General features: G+C 66.2%; 17 protein-coding genes. 5 read left to right on the top strand and 12 right to left on the bottom strand.

What is annotated here, in order from left to right; translation table 11 throughout:
* The first annotated feature begins 19 nt into the window (after positions 1–19).
* Complete coding sequence (locus A3M1_RS0112410; RefSeq protein WP_018389296.1) at positions 20–868, top strand: NlpC/P60 family protein; 849 nt, start codon at positions 20–22, stop codon at positions 866–868.
* Here A3M1_RS0112410 and A3M1_RS0112405 read toward each other — a convergent pair.
* The 7 genes from A3M1_RS0112405 to A3M1_RS0112375 form a co-directional block, all read right to left on the bottom strand.
* Complete coding sequence (locus A3M1_RS0112405) at positions 865–1,512, bottom strand: NUDIX domain-containing protein (RefSeq protein ID WP_018389295.1); 648 nt, start codon at positions 1,510–1,512, stop codon at positions 865–867. The two genes, A3M1_RS0112410 and A3M1_RS0112405, sit on opposite strands and share 4 nt — an antisense overlap.
* On the bottom strand, positions 1,509–3,140 hold the full coding sequence (locus A3M1_RS0112400) for an ABC transporter ATP-binding protein (protein ID WP_018389294.1): 1,632 nt from the start codon (positions 3,138–3,140) through the stop codon (positions 1,509–1,511). The genes A3M1_RS0112405 and A3M1_RS0112400 overlap by 4 nt, the downstream gene beginning before the upstream one ends.
* Positions 3,137–4,303 (bottom strand): ABC transporter permease, encoded by a 1,167-nt coding sequence (locus A3M1_RS0112395; RefSeq protein WP_018389293.1) that lies wholly within the window; start codon positions 4,301–4,303, stop codon positions 3,137–3,139. Before A3M1_RS0112395 ends, A3M1_RS0112400 begins: the two co-directional genes overlap by 4 nt.
* Before the next feature lie 2 nt (positions 4,304–4,305).
* Positions 4,306–5,412: a microcin C ABC transporter permease YejB gene (locus A3M1_RS0112390; protein ID WP_018389292.1), complete on the bottom strand. Its 1,107-nt coding sequence runs from the start codon at positions 5,410–5,412 to the stop codon at positions 4,306–4,308.
* Positions 5,413–5,570: 158 nt separating this feature from the next.
* Entirely contained in the window at positions 5,571–7,430 is a 1,860-nt protein-coding gene (locus A3M1_RS0112385) for an extracellular solute-binding protein (RefSeq protein ID WP_156029636.1), read from the bottom strand.
* A gap of 188 nt (positions 7,431–7,618) precedes the next feature.
* Positions 7,619–9,493 (bottom strand): extracellular solute-binding protein, encoded by a 1,875-nt coding sequence (locus A3M1_RS0112380; protein WP_018389290.1) that lies wholly within the window; start codon positions 9,491–9,493, stop codon positions 7,619–7,621.
* Positions 9,494–9,739: 246 nt separating this feature from the next.
* Positions 9,740–10,528 carry a cytochrome c family protein gene (locus A3M1_RS0112375; protein ID WP_018389289.1) on the bottom strand — a complete coding sequence of 263 codons (789 nt, stop codon included), beginning with the start codon at positions 10,526–10,528 and terminating at the stop codon, positions 9,740–9,742.
* Positions 10,529–10,745: 217 nt separating this feature from the next.
* Between A3M1_RS0112375 and A3M1_RS0112370 the strand changes: the two genes are divergently transcribed.
* Both A3M1_RS0112370 and A3M1_RS0112365 read left to right on the top strand, forming a co-directional pair.
* Positions 10,746–11,528 carry a 3-deoxy-manno-octulosonate cytidylyltransferase gene (locus A3M1_RS0112370; protein ID WP_081620349.1) on the top strand — a complete coding sequence of 261 codons (783 nt, stop codon included), beginning with the start codon at positions 10,746–10,748 and terminating at the stop codon, positions 11,526–11,528.
* Positions 11,525–12,376: a prephenate dehydratase gene (locus A3M1_RS0112365; RefSeq protein WP_018389287.1), complete on the top strand. Its 852-nt coding sequence runs from the start codon at positions 11,525–11,527 to the stop codon at positions 12,374–12,376. Before A3M1_RS0112370 ends, A3M1_RS0112365 begins: the two co-directional genes overlap by 4 nt.
* A gap of 57 nt (positions 12,377–12,433) precedes the next feature.
* On the opposite strand, the gene fabI is transcribed toward A3M1_RS0112365, so the two are convergent.
* The 3 genes from fabI to fabA form a co-directional block, all read right to left on the bottom strand.
* Positions 12,434–13,267 (bottom strand): enoyl-ACP reductase FabI, encoded by an 834-nt coding sequence (gene fabI / locus A3M1_RS0112360; protein WP_018389286.1) that lies wholly within the window; start codon positions 13,265–13,267, stop codon positions 12,434–12,436.
* 34 nt (positions 13,268–13,301) lie between these two features.
* Complete coding sequence (gene fabB / locus A3M1_RS0112355; protein ID WP_026221295.1) at positions 13,302–14,522, bottom strand: beta-ketoacyl-ACP synthase I; 1,221 nt, start codon at positions 14,520–14,522, stop codon at positions 13,302–13,304.
* Positions 14,523–14,606: 84 nt separating this feature from the next.
* Positions 14,607–15,113 (bottom strand): 3-hydroxyacyl-[acyl-carrier-protein] dehydratase FabA, encoded by a 507-nt coding sequence (fabA, locus tag A3M1_RS0112350; RefSeq protein ID WP_018389284.1) that lies wholly within the window; start codon positions 15,111–15,113, stop codon positions 14,607–14,609.
* 451 nt (positions 15,114–15,564) lie between these two features.
* Here fabA and irrA point away from each other — a divergent pair, with 451 nt between their 5' ends.
* Positions 15,565–16,089, top strand: coding sequence for an iron response transcriptional regulator IrrA (gene irrA / locus A3M1_RS0112345; RefSeq protein WP_018389283.1), 525 nt, complete (start codon positions 15,565–15,567; stop codon positions 16,087–16,089).
* 66 nt (positions 16,090–16,155) lie between these two features.
* Here irrA and A3M1_RS0112340 read toward each other — a convergent pair whose 3' ends face one another.
* Positions 16,156–16,998 (bottom strand): LysR family transcriptional regulator, encoded by an 843-nt coding sequence (locus A3M1_RS0112340; protein WP_018389282.1) that lies wholly within the window; start codon positions 16,996–16,998, stop codon positions 16,156–16,158.
* A 95-nt stretch (positions 16,999–17,093) separates the two neighbouring features.
* Between A3M1_RS0112340 and A3M1_RS0112335 the strand changes: the two genes are divergently transcribed.
* Positions 17,094–17,495 carry a 4-oxalocrotonate tautomerase gene (locus A3M1_RS0112335; RefSeq protein WP_018389281.1) on the top strand — a complete coding sequence of 134 codons (402 nt, stop codon included), beginning with the start codon at positions 17,094–17,096 and terminating at the stop codon, positions 17,493–17,495.
* Positions 17,496–17,498: 3 nt separating this feature from the next.
* On the opposite strand, the gene A3M1_RS0112330 is transcribed toward A3M1_RS0112335, so the two are convergent.
* Positions 17,499–18,047 (bottom strand): SH3 domain-containing protein, encoded by a 549-nt coding sequence (locus A3M1_RS0112330; RefSeq protein WP_245261659.1) that lies wholly within the window; start codon positions 18,045–18,047, stop codon positions 17,499–17,501.
* Between the last annotated feature and the right edge of the window lie 186 nt (positions 18,048–18,233).

Raw genomic sequence — 18,233 nt, 5'->3', positions numbered from 1 at the left:
CCTCGTGAGTGACCCCGCCGTGACGCTCGATCCCCGCCTCACCCCCGCCCGTCCAGACCTCGCGGCGCGCCAGCTCCAGGGGACGGTAGAGGCCGCTCGCTATGTCGAGGGCGCGCCCTATCGCATCGCCCACGCCGCCGCGCCGCTGCGGCGGGAGCCCGATCCCACGTCGCCGCTGGTGACCGAAGCGCTCCACGGCGAGACCATCACCGTCTACGAGATCGATCTCGAAGGCTGGGCCTGGGGCCAGCTCGACGCGGATTCCTATGTCGGCTGGCTGCCGGAGGATGCGCTGGCCCCGGCGGGCGCGGAAGCGACGCACAAGGTGGTCGCGCTGCGGACCCCCGTTTTTCCGGGCCCCAGCATCAAGCTGCCCCCCGTCGATCTGCTCTCCTTCGGCAGTCGCCTCGCCCTCATTGGCACGCGCGAGCGTTTCGCGGTGACGGCCGAGGGCGGCTTTGTCTTCGCCGGCCATCTCGCACCGCTCGATACCTTCGAGGAGGATTTCGTCGCGGTGGCGGCGCGGTTCCTCGGCGCCGCCTATCTCTGGGGCGGGCGCTCCAGCCTCGGGCTGGATTGTTCCGGCCTCGTGCAGGTGGCGCTCAACGCCTGCGGTGTCCCCTGCCCGCGCGACACCGACATGCAGGAAAACGCCATGGGGACGCCGGTGGCGTTCTCCGGCGACCTCGGGGAGTTGCGGCGCGGCGATCTGCTCTACTGGCCCGGCCATGTCGGCATCGTCGAGGACGGCGCGACGCTGCTGCACGCCACCGCCCATTTCATGTCCGTCGTGCGCGAACCCCTGGGCCCGGCGCTGGCCCGCATCGAGGCCTCCGGCACCCCGCTGCGCAGCGTGCGCCGACTCTAGCGGTTTGCCGCGACGAAGGCGTCCACCCGCGCCCGGTTCAGCGCGAACCATTGCAGGGCGATTAGCACGAAGCCATTGGCGAAAGGCGTGGGGAACGGAGCAGCAAGGCCAGCCAGCGCCTCGTCCACGGAGATGAGGAATGGCCGCGTCAGCTCTGTCTCGCCCGGCTCGCCAGCCACGTCCGGCACATCGGCGGAATCGATGAGGCCGAGATAGACCGTGGCATATTCGTCGCTTACGCCCGGGCTGGGGAGAAAGCGGGCGATGGGCAGCAGCGCGCGCGGCGCCACGCCGAGCTCCTCAACGCATTCGCGACGCGCGGCCGCCTCGGCTTCCTCCTCCGGATCGATGAGGCCGGCGGCGATCTCCACCAGTTCGCCCGCACCGGTGGCCAGTTGCGCGCCGAGGCGGAACTGGCGGATGAGAACGAAGCAATCCGCCGCCGGGTCATAGGCAAGCACGCCCACCACCGAACCGACCCGCAATATGTCGCGTCGCTGGCGCAGCCGGGCGCCGCCGGCTCCCTCCAAGGTGGCAATGAAGCGATGATAGGGGCGGAAGCCCGCGCCGACCTCCTCGGGCCCTGTGAGATCGAGGTCGATGGAGCGATCGGCGAGCTCGCCGACCTTCGCGCGCCCGCTCATAGCGGCGCCGCCTCCATGTCGAAAGCCGCGGCGAACAACGCGCGGGTATAGTCGGTCTTCGGCTGGGCGAAGAGATCGGCCGCCGGTCCCTCCTCCACCACCACGCCGCTCTTCATCACCATCACCCGCGAGGCCAGCGCCGCAACGACGCGCAGATCATGGCTGATGAACAGATAGGTGAGGCCTCGCTTCTGCTGCAGGTCGCGCAGCAGGTCGACGATCTGCGCCTGAACGATCATGTCGAGCGCGCTGGTCGGCTCGTCCAGCACAATGAAAGACGGCTCCAGAACGATGGCGCGGGCGATAGCGACACGCTGGCGCTGGCCGCCGGAGAATTCATGGGGGTAGCGGTGGCGGGCCTCCGGATCGAGCCCGACATCGATAAGCGCCGCGACGACGCGGGCGTCGCGCTCTTCGGCACTCAGCTTGGGCTGATGGACCCGCAGCCCCTCGCCGATGATGTCCGTGACCGACATACGCGGGCTGAGCGAACCGAACGGGTCCTGGAACACCACCTGCATCGCCTGCCGCCGGGAGCGCATCTGCTTGAAGCCGAGCGTATCGATGGGATCGCCCATGAACACGATCGGCCCCTCGCTGGAGATGAGCCGCAGCAGGGCGAGGCCAAGCGTCGTCTTGCCCGAGCCGCTTTCCCCCACCACGCCCAATGTCTCGCCGCGCCTTATCTCAACCGAGATACCATCCACCGCCTTGATGTGGCCTACGGTCTTGCGCATCACCCCCGCCTTGATCGGGAACCAGACCTTGAGGCCGGTCGTCTCCAGCACAACAGGCGCTTCCGGGTGGGGCGAGGCGGGGTTGCCACGCGGCTGAGCGGCGATCAGCGCCTGCGTGTAGGGATGCCGAGGGTGGGCGAAGAGCTCCCCCACCGGCCCTTCCTCAACGATCTTGCCATGGTTCATCACGCAGACCCGATCGGCGATCTTGCGCACGATGCCGAGGTCATGAGTGATGAACAGCATCGCCATGCCAAGCCGGCGCTGAAGATCCTTCAGCAAGGCGAGAATCTGCGCCTGCACCGTGACGTCGAGCGCCGTGGTCGGCTCGTCGGCGATGAGCAGTTGCGGCTCGTTGGCGAGCGCCATGGCGATCATCACCCGCTGGCGCTGGCCGCCCGAGAGCTGATGCGGGTAGGAGCCGAGCCGCGTCTCAGGCTGGGGAATGCCGACCTCGGTGAGGAGTTCAATCACCCGTGCCCGCGCCGCCGGCCCGCGCATGCCGCGATGCAGGAAGAGGATTTCTGCGATCTGCTGCTCGACCGTGTGCAACGGGTTGAGCGAACTCATCGGCTCCTGGAACACCATGGTGATGTCGTTGCCGCGCACCCGGCGTATCTCGCGCTCCTCCATGGCGAGAAGGTTCTCGCCCTGGAACAGCACCTCGCCGGAGGGGTGGCTGGCGGCGGGATATTGCAGCAGCTTGAGGATGGAGAGCGCCGTGACCGACTTGCCGGAGCCGCTCTCGCCCACCAGCGCGACCGTTTCGCCACGGTGGACATCGAAGGACACGCGGTCGACCGCCAGCGTGCTCCGCCCGCCTTGCGCGAAGGCGACGGAGAGATCACGGACGGAGAGGAGGGGGGCGTCTTGCAACGGCGTTTCGCTCACTGGAAGGTCTTCCGGGGATCAAAGGCGTCGCGGACCGCTTCGCCGATGAAGATGAGCAGGCTCAGCATGATGGCGACGGTGAAGAAGCCGGTGAGGCCGAGCCAGGGCGCCTGCACGTTCGACTTGCCCTGTGCCAGCAATTCACCGAGCGAGGGTGAGCCGGGGGGCAGGCCGAAGCCGAGAAAGTCCAGCGCGGTCAGCGTCATCACCGAGGAGGAAACGATGAAGGGCAGCATGGTCAGCGTCGCCACCATCGCGTTGGGCAGCATGTGCCGCCACATGATGACGCCGTTGGACACCCCCAGCGCCCGCGCGGCCTGCACATATTCGAAGTTCCGGGCGCGCAAAAACTCTGCCCGCACCAGCCCGACCAGCGACACCCAGGAGAACAGCAGCAAGATGCCCAGCAGCACCCAGAACCCGGGCGCCAGAATCGAGGAGATGATCAGCAGGAGATAGAGCGCGGGGATCGAGGTCCATATCTCGATGAAGCGCTGGAAGATCAGGTCGGTCCAACCACCGAAATAGCCCTGCACCGCTCCCGCCGCGACGCCGATGACGGAGGAGATGATGGTGAGCACGAGGCCGAACACCACCGAGAGGCGGAAGCCGTAGATCAGACGGGCCAGCACGTCGCGGCCCTGGTCATCCGTGCCCAGCCAGTTCCACTCCAGCGCACCGCAGCCGCCGGTGCGGCCGAGCTTCTCCACCACAGGAGCACATTGGGCGTCGGTCAGCATCCAGGTCGGCGGTGAAGGGGCGGGGGTCGGCAGATCGAGATTGTGGGTGGAATAGGAATAGCGGATCGGCGGCCACACCATCCAGCCGCCCTTTTCATGGATCAGGTTCTGCAGATAGGGGTCGCGGTAATCCGCCTCGGTCTCGAAATCGCCCCCGAACGTGGTTTCGGGATAGGCGACCAGACCGGGGAAGTAATAGCCGCCGTCATATTCAATCAGGAACGGCTTGTCGTTGGCGATGAACTCCGCCCCGAGGCTGAGGATGAACAGCACGGAGAAGAGCCAGAAGCTCCACCAGCCGCGGCGGTTGCGCTTGAAATTGGCCCAGCGGCGCTGGTTGAGCGGCGACAGAAACGGGCGGTGCGGCCGGTCGGATGCGGCATTCACCGGGGTGGTCGACACGGCAGTGTTGGCGGCGTCCATGCTCAGACGTCCCGCGTGTCAAAGTCGATGCGCGGATCGACCCAGGTATAGGTGAGGTCGGAAATCAGGTTCACTACCAGCCCGACCAGCGAGAAGATGAAGAGATTGGCGAACACGACGGGGTAGTCGCGGTTGAGCACGCTCTCGAACCCAAGCAGGCCCAGCCCGTCGAGCGAGAAGATGGTCTCGATCAGGAGCGAGCCGGAGAAGAACGCGGCGACAAACGCCCCGGGGAAGCCGGCGATGATGATCAGCATGGCGTTGCGGAACACATGGCGGTAGAGCACGGCCCGCTCCGACAGCCCCTTCATCCGCGCCGTGACGACATACTGCTTGCGGATCTCGTCAAGGAACGAGTTCTTGGTCAACAGCGCCATGGTGGCGAAGGCGCCCAGCACCATGGAAGTGATGGGCAGCGCCAGATGCCAGAAATAGTCGAGGATCTTTCCCCCCAGCGAGAGCTGGTCCCAGTTCTCCGAGGTCAGCCCGCGCAGGGGGAACCAAGAAAAGAACGAGCCGCCGGCAAACACGATGATGAGCAGGATCGCGAAGAGGAAGCTGGGAATGGCATAGCCGACGATGATGACCGCCGAGGTCCACACATCGAAGCGCGAGCCGTCGCGCACCGCCTTGGCGATGCCGAGCGGGATGGAGATGGCATAGGTGATGAGCGTCATCCACAGGCCGAGCGAGATCGACACCGGCATCTTCTCGGCGATCAGGTCGATCACCGAGACGTCGCGGAAGTAGGACCGGCCGAAATCGAAGCGGACATAGTCCCACATCATCTTCAGGAAGCGCTCATGGGCCGGTCGGTCGAAGCCAAACTGCTTCTCCAGGTCCTTGATGAAGGCCGGGTCCAGCCCCTGCGCACCGCGATATTTGGAAGAGACCGGGTCGCCTCCCGGCGCGCTCTGCTGCATGCCACCAAAATCACCGCCCCCACCTGAAATGCGGGCGGTGGCGGAGGTGCCCTGCCCGGTCAGCTCGGCGATCACCCGCTCGACCGGCCCGCCCGGCGCGAACTGCACGACAGCGAAGGAAACCAGCATGATGCCGATGACGGTGGGCACCATCAGGGCGATGCGTCGGACGATATAGGCCAGCATACGATCGGGTTTCCTCCGCGAGGCGGGCACAAGGTGGAGGGCGGGCGCACCCGCGTCAACTTAACGTCCGTTCATGCAGGAGCGTTGCCAGCTGCACGACTTACGACAAGGCCGGCCTGACAGATCGCCCCGCTCGGATGACGTCGCGCGCATGTTTCTCATCCCGCCGACCTCGTGCGCGCCGACCAGAGTTCCGGAATGGCGCGGGCATAGGTCGGGCGCGGCGCGGAGGGCCAGCCGAATTCGTCCCAGAAGGCGATGCGGAACTCGGCGGAGTACCATTGCGGCACCCAGTAGCGTCCCGCGCGCAGCCGGCGGTCGAGCACGCGGCAGGCGGTGCGCAGCTGATCGCGCGTCGGCGCGGCGATCACCTCCTCGATCAACAGGTCGACGATCGGATCGGCAATGCCGGACAGGTTATTGGAACCCGGAGTGTTGGCCGCGCTCGAGCCAAAATAGTTGCGCAGCGATTCGCCCGGCACGGTGGAGAGCGAGAAGCGCCGCACCGTGGCATCGAAATCGAAGTCGTTGAGCCGGCGCTGGTATTGCGGGGAATCGACCAGACGGAAGTTGGCCGCGATGCCGAGCAGTTCGAGGTTCTTGATGAAGGGAGCAGTGTGGCGCTCCAGCCCGTTCTCGTCGTCGAGAAACTCGATGGTCAGACCCTCGCCCTGTGGGTCGACGAGGCGGCCGTTCTTGACGGTCCACCCCGCTTCCCGCAGAAGCTGCGTGCCGCGCCGCCGCAGCGCCCGGTCCTGCCCCGAGCCGTCAGAGACGGGCGGCGACCAGGGCGGGGCCTTCAGCACCGCCACGTCTTCGGCGCTGAGCCGATCACCCAGGCGCGCGATAAGCGCCACCTCGTCCGGGCCGGCCGGGCCTTCCGCCTTGAGGTCGGAATTCTCGAAGAAGGATGTCGTGCGCCTATAGGCGTCGTACATCAGGTTCTTGTTGGTCCACTCGAAATCGAAGGCGTAGGAAAGCGCCTCGCGCACGCGGGGATCGGCGAATTTCAGCCGGCGCAGATTGAGGAACCAACCCTGCGCACCCGATGGCGTGCGATCGGGCAGGATCTCGCGCTTCACCCGTCCCTCGTTCAGCGCCGGAAAATCATAGCCGGTAGCCCAGGTCCGGGCCGTGAACTCCTGCCGGAACAGATAGGCCCGTGCCTTGAACGCCTCGAACCCAACCTCTCGGTCGCGGAAATACTCGTAGCGTAAAACGTCGAAGTTGTTCACGCCGGCATTCACCGGAAGGTCCTTGGCCCAGTAGTCGGGATCGCGGCGATACTCGATGAAGCGACCAACCTCGAACCGGCCAACCTTATAGGCGCCCGAGCCGAGCGGGGGCTCCAGCGAGCTCGCGTCGAACGGGGTGGAACTGTAGTAGGCCTTTGAGAAGATCGGCAGCGAGGCGGCGAACAACGGCACGTCGCGCGCCCGCCGGGGCGCAAAGCGCAACGTGACGATCTCGGCGCCCTCGGCCTCGGCGCCCTCCATGTCCCGCAGGTTTTGCGCGATAATGGGATGGCCCTTGCTCTTCAACAGGTTAAGCGAGAAGGCGACATCTTCGGCGGTGAGCTTCGTTCCATCGTGGAAGCGCGCCTGCGGCCGCAGGCGGAAGCGGTAGAGCGTGCCGTCTTCTGAAACTGCGACGCTCTGCGCCACCAGACCATAAATGGCGTCCGGCTCGTCAAAGGCCCGCGCCATCAGTGTATCGAAGATGAGATCGAGGCCCTGCGCGCCGTCGCCCTTCAAGATGTAGCCGTTCAGCGAATTGAAGGTCTGGAACGACTGGTTGAACGCTGCGGTCGGGCCGACCTGCGAGAAGGTGCCGCCCGTGGGCGAGGCAGGGTCGACATAGTCGAAATGGGCGAAGTCGATAGGATATTTCAGATCACCGAACACCGACAGGCCATGCCGCTCCGGTCCGAAGCCGGACACCGGCGCACCGGCAGCCGAAGGGACAGTGGATTGGGGCGCGGTCTCCTGAGCAACACTCCGCCGGCCGAGCCAGGGCACGAGCGACGCGCCGGCGGCGAAGGCCAGAAGCGCGCGGCGGGAGACGGCACCGCCATCGTCCCGGACGGCCGGAACGGCCGATCCGGGATCGCGTGCCGAAAACGGATGAGGGAGATGACGATCCCGGCTCTCCGGCTTCGCCTCCGGCCGGGAGGACGGCGGCCCGCCCCGACGCGCCCCCGCGCCGCTCACCGGGCGGCCCCGGTCTTGGCCGCCTTCTCCGCGTCCCACCACCAGATGGTGGGGAAGCCGTCGGAATATTCCGGCAGCTTTTCGGGGTGGCCGAACCGGTTCCAGCGGGCGGTGCGGGTGTTGGGGTAGTTCCAGCTGGGAACCACATAGTCATGCGCCAGTAGTACCCGATCGAGCGCGCGGGTAGCCGCCACCAGTTCCTCGCGGCTGGTGGCGTAGATGACCTTCTCGATCAGCGCGTCGATGCCGGGATCCTTGATGCCGGCATAATTGTTCGAGCCCTCGCGGTCGGCCGCGCTGGAGCCCCAGTAATCGCGCTGCTCATTGCCCGGCGAGAGCGACTGGCCCCAGCCGGTGATGATCATGTCGTAGTCGCGCGCGCGCACCCGGTTGATATACTGTGACGTGTCGACCTGACGGACGTTCACGGAGATGCCGAGACGTTCGAGTGAAGGTTTGTAGAATAGCGCCACCCGCTCGAAGGCGGGATTGGCGATCAGGATCTCCATCGTGAAGGGCTCGCCCTTGGCGTTGACCAGCTTGCCGCCCTTCACCTCATAGCCGGCCTGCTTAAGCAGGTTCGCCGCCTCGCGCAGATTGCCGCGCCGCAGGCCCTCGCTCCAGCCTTCCGGATTGGCGTAGGGCGTGGTGAAGACGCTGGCGGGGATCTTGTCCTTCACGCTTTCCAAAATCTGCAGTTCCAACCCCTGCGGCAGGCCGGAGGAGGCCAGTTCGGTATTCTGGAAGTAGCTCGACGTGCGCTTGTACTGGCCGAAGAAAAGGGTGCGATTCATGCCGTCGAAATCGAGCGCCAGATTGAGAGCGCGGCGCACTCGCTGGTCCTGGAATTTCTCGCGCCGCAAATTGGGGATGAAGGCTTGCATCGCCCCAGAGGCGCGCTCCGGGAATTCCTCCAGTACGACCTTGCCCTCCTTCACCGCCGGGAAATTATAGGCGGTGGCCCAGTCCTTGGCCGAGGTCTCAACCCGAAAATCGTACTGGTCGCCCTTGAAGGCCTCCAGCTCGACGGTGGAATCACGGAAATACTCGTAGCGCTGCTCGGCGAAATTGTTGGTGCCGATGTTCACCGGCAGATCCTTCCCCCAATAGTCGGACACGCGCTCGAAGGAGATGGAGCGACCGGGCTGAACCTGCTTCACCTTATACGGACCCGAGCCAAGCGGCACTTCCAGCGTGCCCTGGCTGATATCGCGTGGCTTGCCGTCCGGCCCGTTCGCCGTCCACCAGTGCTTGGGCATCACGCGCAGCTGGCCGACGATCTGCGGCAGTTCGCGGTTGCCCGCCTGGTCGAAGGTGAAGGTCACCTCGCGCTCGCCAGTGACGGCGGCGCCCTTCACATGGCTGTAGTAATAGGCCTGCCGAGGGTTGTTCTTGGTCAGCTGCTCGAAGGACCAGACGACGTCGTCAGCAGTGATAGGCTGCCCATCATGCCACTTCGCCTCGGGGCGTAGTCGGTAGGTGACGGAGGAGAAATCGGCCGGGTAGCGCACGCTTTCCGCAATCAGCCCGTATTCCGTCGCCACCTCGTCATAGGCCGAACTCATCAGCGTATCGTATATCAGTTGAAGCCCGGCGGCCGGCGTGCCGCGCGGAACAATATCGTTTAGCGAATCGAAGGTGCCATCGACCGAGAGCCGCAGCAGGCCGGCCTTGGTCGCATCCGGGTTCACATAGTCGAAATGCTTGAAGTCAGCCGGGTATTTCGGCTGGCCCATCAGTGAGAGGCCGTGCCGCCAATCTCCGGCGCTTGCCGTCGATGCGGCGGCGGACGGGGCGGGCGCCGTCTCCTGAGCCAGGGCGGATCCGAACAGGCCGAAGCCGAGGGCGACGACCGCCAGGGACCGGGTCATCGCGCCGCTCCATGGCGGCGGGCGCCGGCCATGAGCGGCGGGGCGGTCGGAGCGGCGGAGCCGGGTCATGCGCATCATCCCTTTGGCACGTCGTCTGGCGAGGCAGCGCAAGGCGCAAGCCCCATGACGATTATGAACATTGGCGGTCAATATGAAGGGGGGAGTCCGGAAAAGAATAAGGCCGGCGACGCATTGCGCCGCCGGCCTGACGTGATCGTGAAAGCCTCGCCCCGCAGGGCGGGCGGCTCAGGGCGCAGCGGGCGCCGCAGGAGCGGGTTCGGCCGGAGCCGGTTCTGCCGGAACGGGAGCCGCCGGCGCAGGAGCCACTTCGGGTGCAGGCGCAGCCGGAGCCGGGGGCGCCTCGGGCGCAGGCGCAGCCGGCGCGGGCGCCGGAACGGTGGTGGCAGGCGCGGCGGAGCCGGCCGGCGGAGGGACGTTGCCACCGGTCTCGCCTGAAGCCGGCTGGGTCGCCGCAGGCTCAGCGGCGGCGGGCGTCGCCTCCGGCGAGGGCAGCGGGAGCGGGTTGTGCGACAGCGTGTTGAGATAGGCGATCAGGTCGGCGCGGTCGGTATCCTTGGCGATACCGGCGAAGCCCATCGAGGTGCCGGGAACATGCGTCTTCGGGCTCTTGATGAAGCCGTTGAGCTGCTCGAAAGTCCAGTCGCCGCCGTGCGCCTTCATCGCGGCGGAATAGGCGAAGCCTTCCGCACTCGCCACCGGGCGGCCGACGACGCCGTAGAGATCCGGACCGACCTTGGCACCGGCACCTTCCACGAAGTTGTGGCAGGCCGCGCACTTCTTCGACTGGGCCTCACCCTTCTGCGGGCTGGCGGCGGCGAGGAGTTGGGGAAGCGGGACGGCGGCAGGCTCGGCCTGCGCCTGGCCCGTCAGTTCCTCCTGCACGGCGATCTCGTAGCCCGCCTTCTCCGGCCCATGGCTGGAGAACAGGATGTCGGCGAACACGTTCAGACCGAGCGTCAACGTCAGCACGCCCAGGACCGCACCAGCAACCTTGTTCAGCTCGAAGCTGTCCATCGAAATATTCGCTCCCTCACCCGGCACGCGAGCCATCCGGCTGGCCCGCAATACCCTGCGCGCAATGTATCAGCGCTCGCTTGCGACCGCCAATGGCGCGCGGGAACTAATCATTTTGACGGTTCGCGTGCAACCCGTATAAGCGCGCTGCGGTGCTACGTTTCGCCACTCTGAGAGAGGCGCCCGGCACCACGCAGCACGATGACAGGGCACCGACATGTCCTCCCAGGACACACTTATTCTTATTCCAGCCCGCATGGCCTCGACCCGTTTGCCGGGAAAGCCGCTCGCCGATCTTGGCGGTCGCTCTATGATCGTCGAAGTGGCGCGGCGTTCCGCCGCGGCGGGCATCGGCCGGGTAGTGGTCGCCACGGATGACGAGGGCGTGCGCGCCGCGGTGGAAAGCGCCGGATTCGAGGTCGTCATGACCCGTGCCGATCATGTCAGCGGCTCGGACCGAATCTTCGAGGCGCTCGGGCGCATCGACCCGGATGGCCGTGTGACGCGGATCGTTAATGTGCAGGGCGACCTGCCGACGATCGACCCCGCCCTCATCCGTGCGGCGCTCGACCTGCTCGATGACCCGGCGGTGGACATCGGCACGCTGGCGGCCGAAATCACCGAGGCAGGCGAGCGCACCAATCCCAATGTGGTGAAAGCCGTCGGTAGCTCTATCACGCCACGACGGCTGCGCGCGCTCTATTTCACCCGCGCCACTGCCCCTTACGGCGAGGGGCAGCTGTTCCACCATATCGGCCTCTATGCCTATCGCCGCAGCGCGCTGGAGCGCTTTGTCGCCCTGCCGCCCTCGCCGCTGGAGAGCCGCGAGAAGCTGGAGCAGTTGCGCGCGCTGGAGGCCGGCATGAGGATCGATGTCGCCATTGTCGACACCGTGCCGCTCGGCGTCGATACGCCGGAAGATCTGGAAAAGGCCCGCGCCATGCTTGCCCGGGAAGCGGCACATCTCAAGGCCGCGGACGAATCAAGGACGCTCTCATGACCAGCCGCCGCACCATCGTCTTCCAGGGCGAACCGGGCGCGAACTCGCATATCGCCTGCCGCGAGGTTTATCCCGAGCACGAGGCCGTGCCCTGCGCCACCTTCGAAGACGCCTTCGCCGCGCTTCAGAATGGCGAGGCACATCTCGGCATGATCCCGATCGAGAATTCGGTCGCCGGGCGGGTGGCGGACATTCACCACCTGATGCCCACCTCCGGCCTCACCATCATCGGCGAGTTCTTCCTGCCGCTCTCGCATCAGCTGATGGCCATCAAGGGCGCGTCGCTGGCGACGGTGAAGTCGGCGGAAAGCCATGTGATGGCGCTCGGCCAGTGCCGCAACATCATCCGCAAGCTGGGGCTGAAGGCCATTGTCGGTGCCGACACAGCAGGCTCGGCGCGCCTGGTGGCGGAATCGCAGGACCCGACGCGCGCGGCCATTGCCTCACGGCTCGCCGCCGAGATCTACGGCCTCGACATCATCGCCGAGAACATCGAGGACGAGGCGCACAACACCACGCGCTTCGTCATCCTCGCCAAGGACGGCGAATGGGCGCCCGCCAATAACGGGCCAACCGTGACCACCTTCGTGTTTCGCGTGCGCAACGTGCCGGCGGCGCTGTACAAGGCGATGGGCGGCTTCGCCACCAATGGCGTGAACATGACCAAGCTGGAATCCTACCAGCTCGACGGCGAGTTCTTCGCCACCCAGTTCTATGCCGATGTCGACGGTCATCCCGACGACCCGAGCCTCAAGCTGGCGCTGGAAGAACTGTCGTTCTTCTCCAAGGAAGTGCGGATTCTCGGGGTCTACCCCGCCCACGCCTACCGGATCGCGCTGAGGGCGTAAAACGCAAAGGCCCGGCATAGCGCCGGGCCTTCCTTCATCCGATTTCGCGGAAAATCCCTACTCCGCCGCCTCGCCAGCGGCCCGTTCCTCGGCGTCCTCGATGGTCTTCAGAGCGTCGGGGTGCGGCATCGAGATGATGTTGTAGCCGGAATCGACGAAATGAACCTCTCCGGTGACACCCGAGGACAGGTCCGAGAGCAGGTAGAGCGCGGCGCCACCGACCTCGTCGAGGGTCACGGTACGGCGCAGCGGCGCGTGACGCTTCTGGTAGTTGAACATCAACCGCGCATCGGCGATTCCCGCCCCGGCCAGCGTGCGGATCGGGCCGGCGGAAATGGCGTTCACCCGCACGCCCTGCGGACCGTAATCGGCCGCGAGATAGCGCACGCTCGCCTCCAGCGCCGCCTTGGCGACGCCCATAACATTGTAGTTCGGCATCACCCGGGTCGAGCCGCCATAGGTGAGCGTGATCAGCGAGCCGCCTTCCGTCATCAACGGCGCCGCCCGCTTGGCCAGCTCGGTGAAGGAGAAGCAGGAAATCACCATGGTGCGGGTGAAGTTGGCCCGCGTGGTGTCGGCGTAGAGGCCCTTCAGCTCGTTCTTGTCCGAGAAGCCGATGGCGTGGACGAGAAAGTCGAGCGTGCCCCACTTCTCCTTCAGCGCCGCGAACACCGCGTCGACCGAGGCGAGGTCCTCGACATCGCAGGGCAGCAGCGTGTCGCTGCCCAGGCTCTGGGCGAGCGGCTTCACCCGGCGGCCCAGTGCCTCGCCCTGATAGGTGAAGGCGAGTTCGGCGCCCTGCGCCGCCAGCGTCCGGGCAATGCCCCAGGCGATGGAATGGTCGTTCGCGACGCCCATGATCAGGCCGCGCTTCCCCTGCATCAGACTCATGCTGACTGTCCCTTCCGCCGCCGCGCCGCGTCGATCAAGCTTCAGGATGCTGGAAAACCAGCACCGCATTCGCCCCGCCGAAACCGAATCCGTTGGAGAGCACCCGCTCAAGCCGTGCATTGTCGACGCGCTCGCGCACGATCGGCATGTCAGCAAAGGCGGGGTCGATCTCGTCGATATGAGCGCTGGCCGAGATGAAGCCGTTCTGCATCATCAGGATGGAATAGACCGCCTCGTGCACGCCGGTCGCGCCCTGCGAATGGCCGGTGAGCGACTTGGTGGCCGAGATCGGCGGTGCCTTGTCGCCGAATACGGCGCGGATCGCCTCGATCTCCTTGAGATCGCCGATTGGGGTCGAGGTGGCGTGCGGGTTGATATAGTCGATGCCGCCCTTCACGCCGGCCAGCGCGAGCTTCATGGCGCGGGCCGCGCCCTCGCCGGAAGGGGCGACCATGTCGGCGCCATCCGACGTGGCGCCGTAGCCGACGATCTCGGCATAGATGCGCGCGCCGCGCGCCTTGGCGTGCTCCAGCTCTTCCAGCACCAGCACGCCGGCGCCGCCGGAAATGACAAAGCCGTCGCGGTTCTTGTCATAGGGGCGCGAGGCGACGGCGGGGCGGTCATTATAGTCGGACGACATGGCGCCCATGGCGTCGAACAGGCACGACAGCGTCCAGTCGAGATCCTCGCAGCCACCAGCGAACATGATGTCCTGCTTGCCGTACTGGATCATCTCAGCGGCGTTGCCGATGCAGATATTGGTGGTCGCACAGGCAGCGGAGATGGAATAGCTCAGCCCCTTGATCTTGAACCAGGTGGAGAGCGTCGCGGAGGCGGTCGAGCCCATCGCCTTGGGCACGGCGAACGGGCCGACACGCTTGGGGCTGGAATTCTTGCGGGTGATGTCCGCCGCCTCGACGATGGTGCGGGTGGAAGAGCCGCCCGAACCCATGATGAGCCCGGTCCGCTCGTTGGAAATCTCGTGCTCTTCGAGGCCCGCGTCGCGGATCGCCTGATCCATGGCGACGTGATTCCACGCGGTGCCGCCGCCATGGAAGCGCATGGCGCGGCGGTCAACCACCTCACTGGCGTCGAGCTGCGGCGCGCCTTGCACCTGGCTGCGGAAGCCAAGCTCAACATATTTCTCGGCCCGGCTGATGCCGCTCCGTCCCTCGCGCAGGGAGGCGAGCACCTCCTGCGTGGAGTTGCCGATGGACGAGACGATGCCCATTCCGGTTACGACAACACGGCGCATAGGCTTCCTTTCCTTCAAAGCACGCGAGGGGATCCCAGGCACGCGAAATGGCCATGCGGGCAGAGCCTCGCAAGGGCGGCGGGATCAGGACTGGAACAGGCCGACCTTCAGATCGCCCGCCCGGTAGATGACGTCGCCATCGGCTTCCACCCAGCCATCGGCGATGCCGAGAACCAGCTTGGAGCGCATGACGCGCTTGAAATCGATCCCGTACACGACCTTCTTGACGGTCGGCAGAACCTGGCCGGAAAACTTGATCTCGCCGGCACCAAGCGCACGCCCGCGACCGGGAGAACCAAGCCAGCCGAGATGGAAGCCGACAAGCTGCCAGAGTGCATCAAGGCCGAGGCAGCCGGGCATGACAGGGTCGCCGATGAAATGGCAGCCGAAGAACCACAGGTCGGGCCGGATATCGAGCTCGGCCCGCACATGGCCCTTGCCGTTCGGGCCGCCATCCTCGGAAATCTCGGTGATGCGATCGAACATCAGCATCGGCGGCGCGGGCAGTTGCGCATTTCCCGGCCCGAAAAGCTCTCCGCGCCCGCACGCGAGCAGTTCCTCGTAAGTGAAGCTCGTCTGCCGCTCGACCATCGTTTCGGTAATACCCACGCTTGCTGTTTCCATTGCCTTGAGCAGCCCGCGGCCGCTGTTTGCGCGGCATTGGCATGGGCTGTCGCCGCCCCGGCCACCTGACGCAGCGCGCTTCCTATCACAGCGCCCCGCCCGCTCAAAGCCACCGCTCCCGCGCGGGGACATTCAAAATGTCACTCGCGCGACGGCATCCTGGCACCATCGTACAAACAAAACGGCCGCCGCCTGCCTGGGGCGCAAGCGGCCTCGGCGCCGCGCAGATTGGAACCATTACGATTATTCCGCACGATATTGCCCCGCCCCCCGCCGTGCCGATATAATGCTCGATGAAAATGGCACTGTGCGCGTGCCTCCCGCGTCGTCGGGCGGCGCGCCAAGTGCCTGTTATGCTGCGGATCGACCTTACCGCCTTCGGGGCGGGAAAGGCGGTAACGATGGTTCGGAAGAAAAGATGAGCGAAGGCTTTCGCCCCCAGAACCTGGCCTTCTCCCGCATGGTCGTGGAGGAAGACGGTCCCATCCTGCCCGTCGCCAAGCTGCGCGATGGCGCGGGCCGCACGGGCTGCCCGTTCCACGACGTGCGGCACATGCTGCGCGATGTCGGCCTGCGCCCCACCCGCCAGCGCCTCGCACTCGGCTGGCTGCTTTTCGCCAAGGGCGACCGTCACGTCTCGGCGGAAATCCTGCACGAAGAGGCGATCAAGGCCCGTTTCCCGGTGTCGCTGGCCACTGTGTACAACACGCTGCACCAGTTCACCGAGGTCGGCCTGCTGCGTGAGCTGGCGGTCGATGGGTCGAAGACCTATTTCGACACCAACCCTTCGGATCACCACCACTTCTTCCTCGAAGGCGAGAACAACCTCGTCGACATTCCCAGCACCTCGGTCGAGGTGGAGCGCATTCCCGAGCCGCCAGAAGGCTATGAGGTCGCGCGGGTCGACGTGGTGGTCCGGTTGCGCCCCAAGCGCCGTTCCTGATCGTCGCTCACCATCCCCGAAGGGCCGGTCGTTGACCGGCCCTTTTTCGTTGTCTGCGTCGATACCCTAGGCCCGCAGGAAAGCCGCCAGCTCGCGCAGCGCCACCTTGGCCGGCGCGTCGCCGGCGCGGGCCACCAGCATCACCGTGGCCACAGGGAGAGCCGGCAGGTTCAACGCCGGGCCGACATCCACACTGCCCGGGGGCGCGAGATGGGCGGCCAGCGGCGCCACGGCCAGCCTCGCCGCCACCGCAGCGCTGACCGAGGAGACGCTGCCGCCGGTGAAGGCCTCGTGCCAGGCAATACCGGAGGAGCCGAGCCCTTCGACCGCCGTGGCGCGCACCCCGCAGGGAGGCGCCAGCAAGGCCAGAGGCAGCGAATCGCCACGCGCCTGCCAGTCGCCGGCGGCAAACCAGCCATAGCGATCCTGCCGCAGAACCTCCCCGTCGCGCCGGCTGCCCTCGCGCCGCACCACGGCTGCGTCGAGTTCGCCGGCATCGAAGGCGTCGCAAAGCACCCGGGAGAATCCCATGCGAATGTCGAATGCGATGCCGGGGCTGACCGAGGAGAGCCGTCGCAGCAGCGCCGGCAGCGTATCGCCGGTGGTGTGGTCGCTGATGCCGAGCCGCAGCCGCCGCACGGGCGCCGCATCCCACAGGCGAGCCTCGCGGTCGGAAGCGAGCAGCCGGCGGGCGCGCTCCAGAAAGAGGGCGCCGTCAGCGGTGAGGCGGACGAGGCGGGGGGTGCGCTCGAGGAGTGTGCGACCAAGTCGGGCCTCCAGCTTGCGCAGTTTGAGGCTCACCCCCGCCTGCGTGCCGCCCAGCGCTTCGGCGGCGCGGGTGAAGCTGGAGAGATCGGCCACATGCACGAAGGCGCGGACGAGTTCGAGATCGAGGGGCCGATCATCCATAACAAATCGCTATCATTGCTAGTCTCAATGATAGCGTTCTATCATTTCTTGGCAGGCGCTACGACTCCCCTCACACCACTGAAGGGAGCCACGCCATGCCGATGATCCAGATTCGATTCGCCGCATCTCCTGCCGCCGGGCGGGAGGCCGCCCTTGCCGCATGCGCCGCGCAACTGGCGCGGCAATGGCTGGGCAAGGACCCCTCGGTCACCGCCGTTCTGGTCGAGCGGGCCGATCCGGCACACTGGTTCTGCGCCGGGATAAGCTTGTCGGAACAAAGCCTTGCCGCCTTCTGGCTCGACATCCGCGTGACAGAGGGCACCAACACCAAGGATGAGAAGGCGGCCTTCATCGCCGCGACCTTCGCCGCTTTCGGCGACGTTCTGGGCCCGCTCCACGCGGAAAGCTATGTGCATGTGGTGGAGGCGCGGGGCGACGCCTATGGCTATGGCGGCCTCACCCAGGAGCGGCGCTACATCGCCGCCCGTCCGGTGTGACGCCTACTCCAGCTTTTCACCGGGATAGACGCCCCAGAGCCGTTCCTGCTCGATGAAGCCGTCGAAGCCATTGTCGAAGAAGCGGCACCATTTGCCGTCGCAATGCTCGACCTTCCCGAGCACGCCGGCCTCCAGCCGGGCGCGGACCGCCGAGCCGGTAGAGGGTTCCGAATAAAGCGATATTTCCTCGCCGGCCTTCCACGGATTGACCAGCGCGGTGCGCCGGCCCGACAGCATGGAATGATAGACCCAGCCCTCGGCTCCGTCAGCATCGCGGATCCGCCGCCAGGTCTCGAATTCGGCCGTGATTTCAACGGGAAGCCCGGCGCGGGTGAACACCCAGGCGACGCCATGATCGCGGGTCGGGCCGGAGCGGACATTCACCTTGTCGGCCTTGAGGCTGACGAATCGCGGCACGGGCAGGCCGCTGGTGCGCCCTGCGGGGCCCGCCATATCGGCTGCCGCCGGCTCCTCCTGCGCTCTGGCCGATGAGTGCAGTGTGGTGGACAGTGAGGCCAGTGACGCCAAACAGGCCAGCAGAATATTCGTCATCCGCAGCTTCGTCCGACCTCGAAGCTTTTTGTTACGCATCGTCTCAATCATCCTTCGCCCATCGCGGCGGCGCTGTCCGGCAGCGCGATCGTGAAAACACGCCTGCACTGCGAATCGGTGCATTTTTGTGTTTCGCGGACCTGTCTGCTAAGGAACGCCTCGCCCGGTTTTGGCGCGAGTGTGGGG

Source organism: Ancylobacter sp. FA202, from assembly GCF_000380205.1.
In the GTDB taxonomy this organism is placed as follows: Bacteria; Pseudomonadota; Alphaproteobacteria; order Rhizobiales; family Xanthobacteraceae; genus Ancylobacter.
The sequence above is the reverse complement of the archived record's forward strand: the minus strand, read 5'-3'. Positions and strand labels throughout refer to the sequence as shown.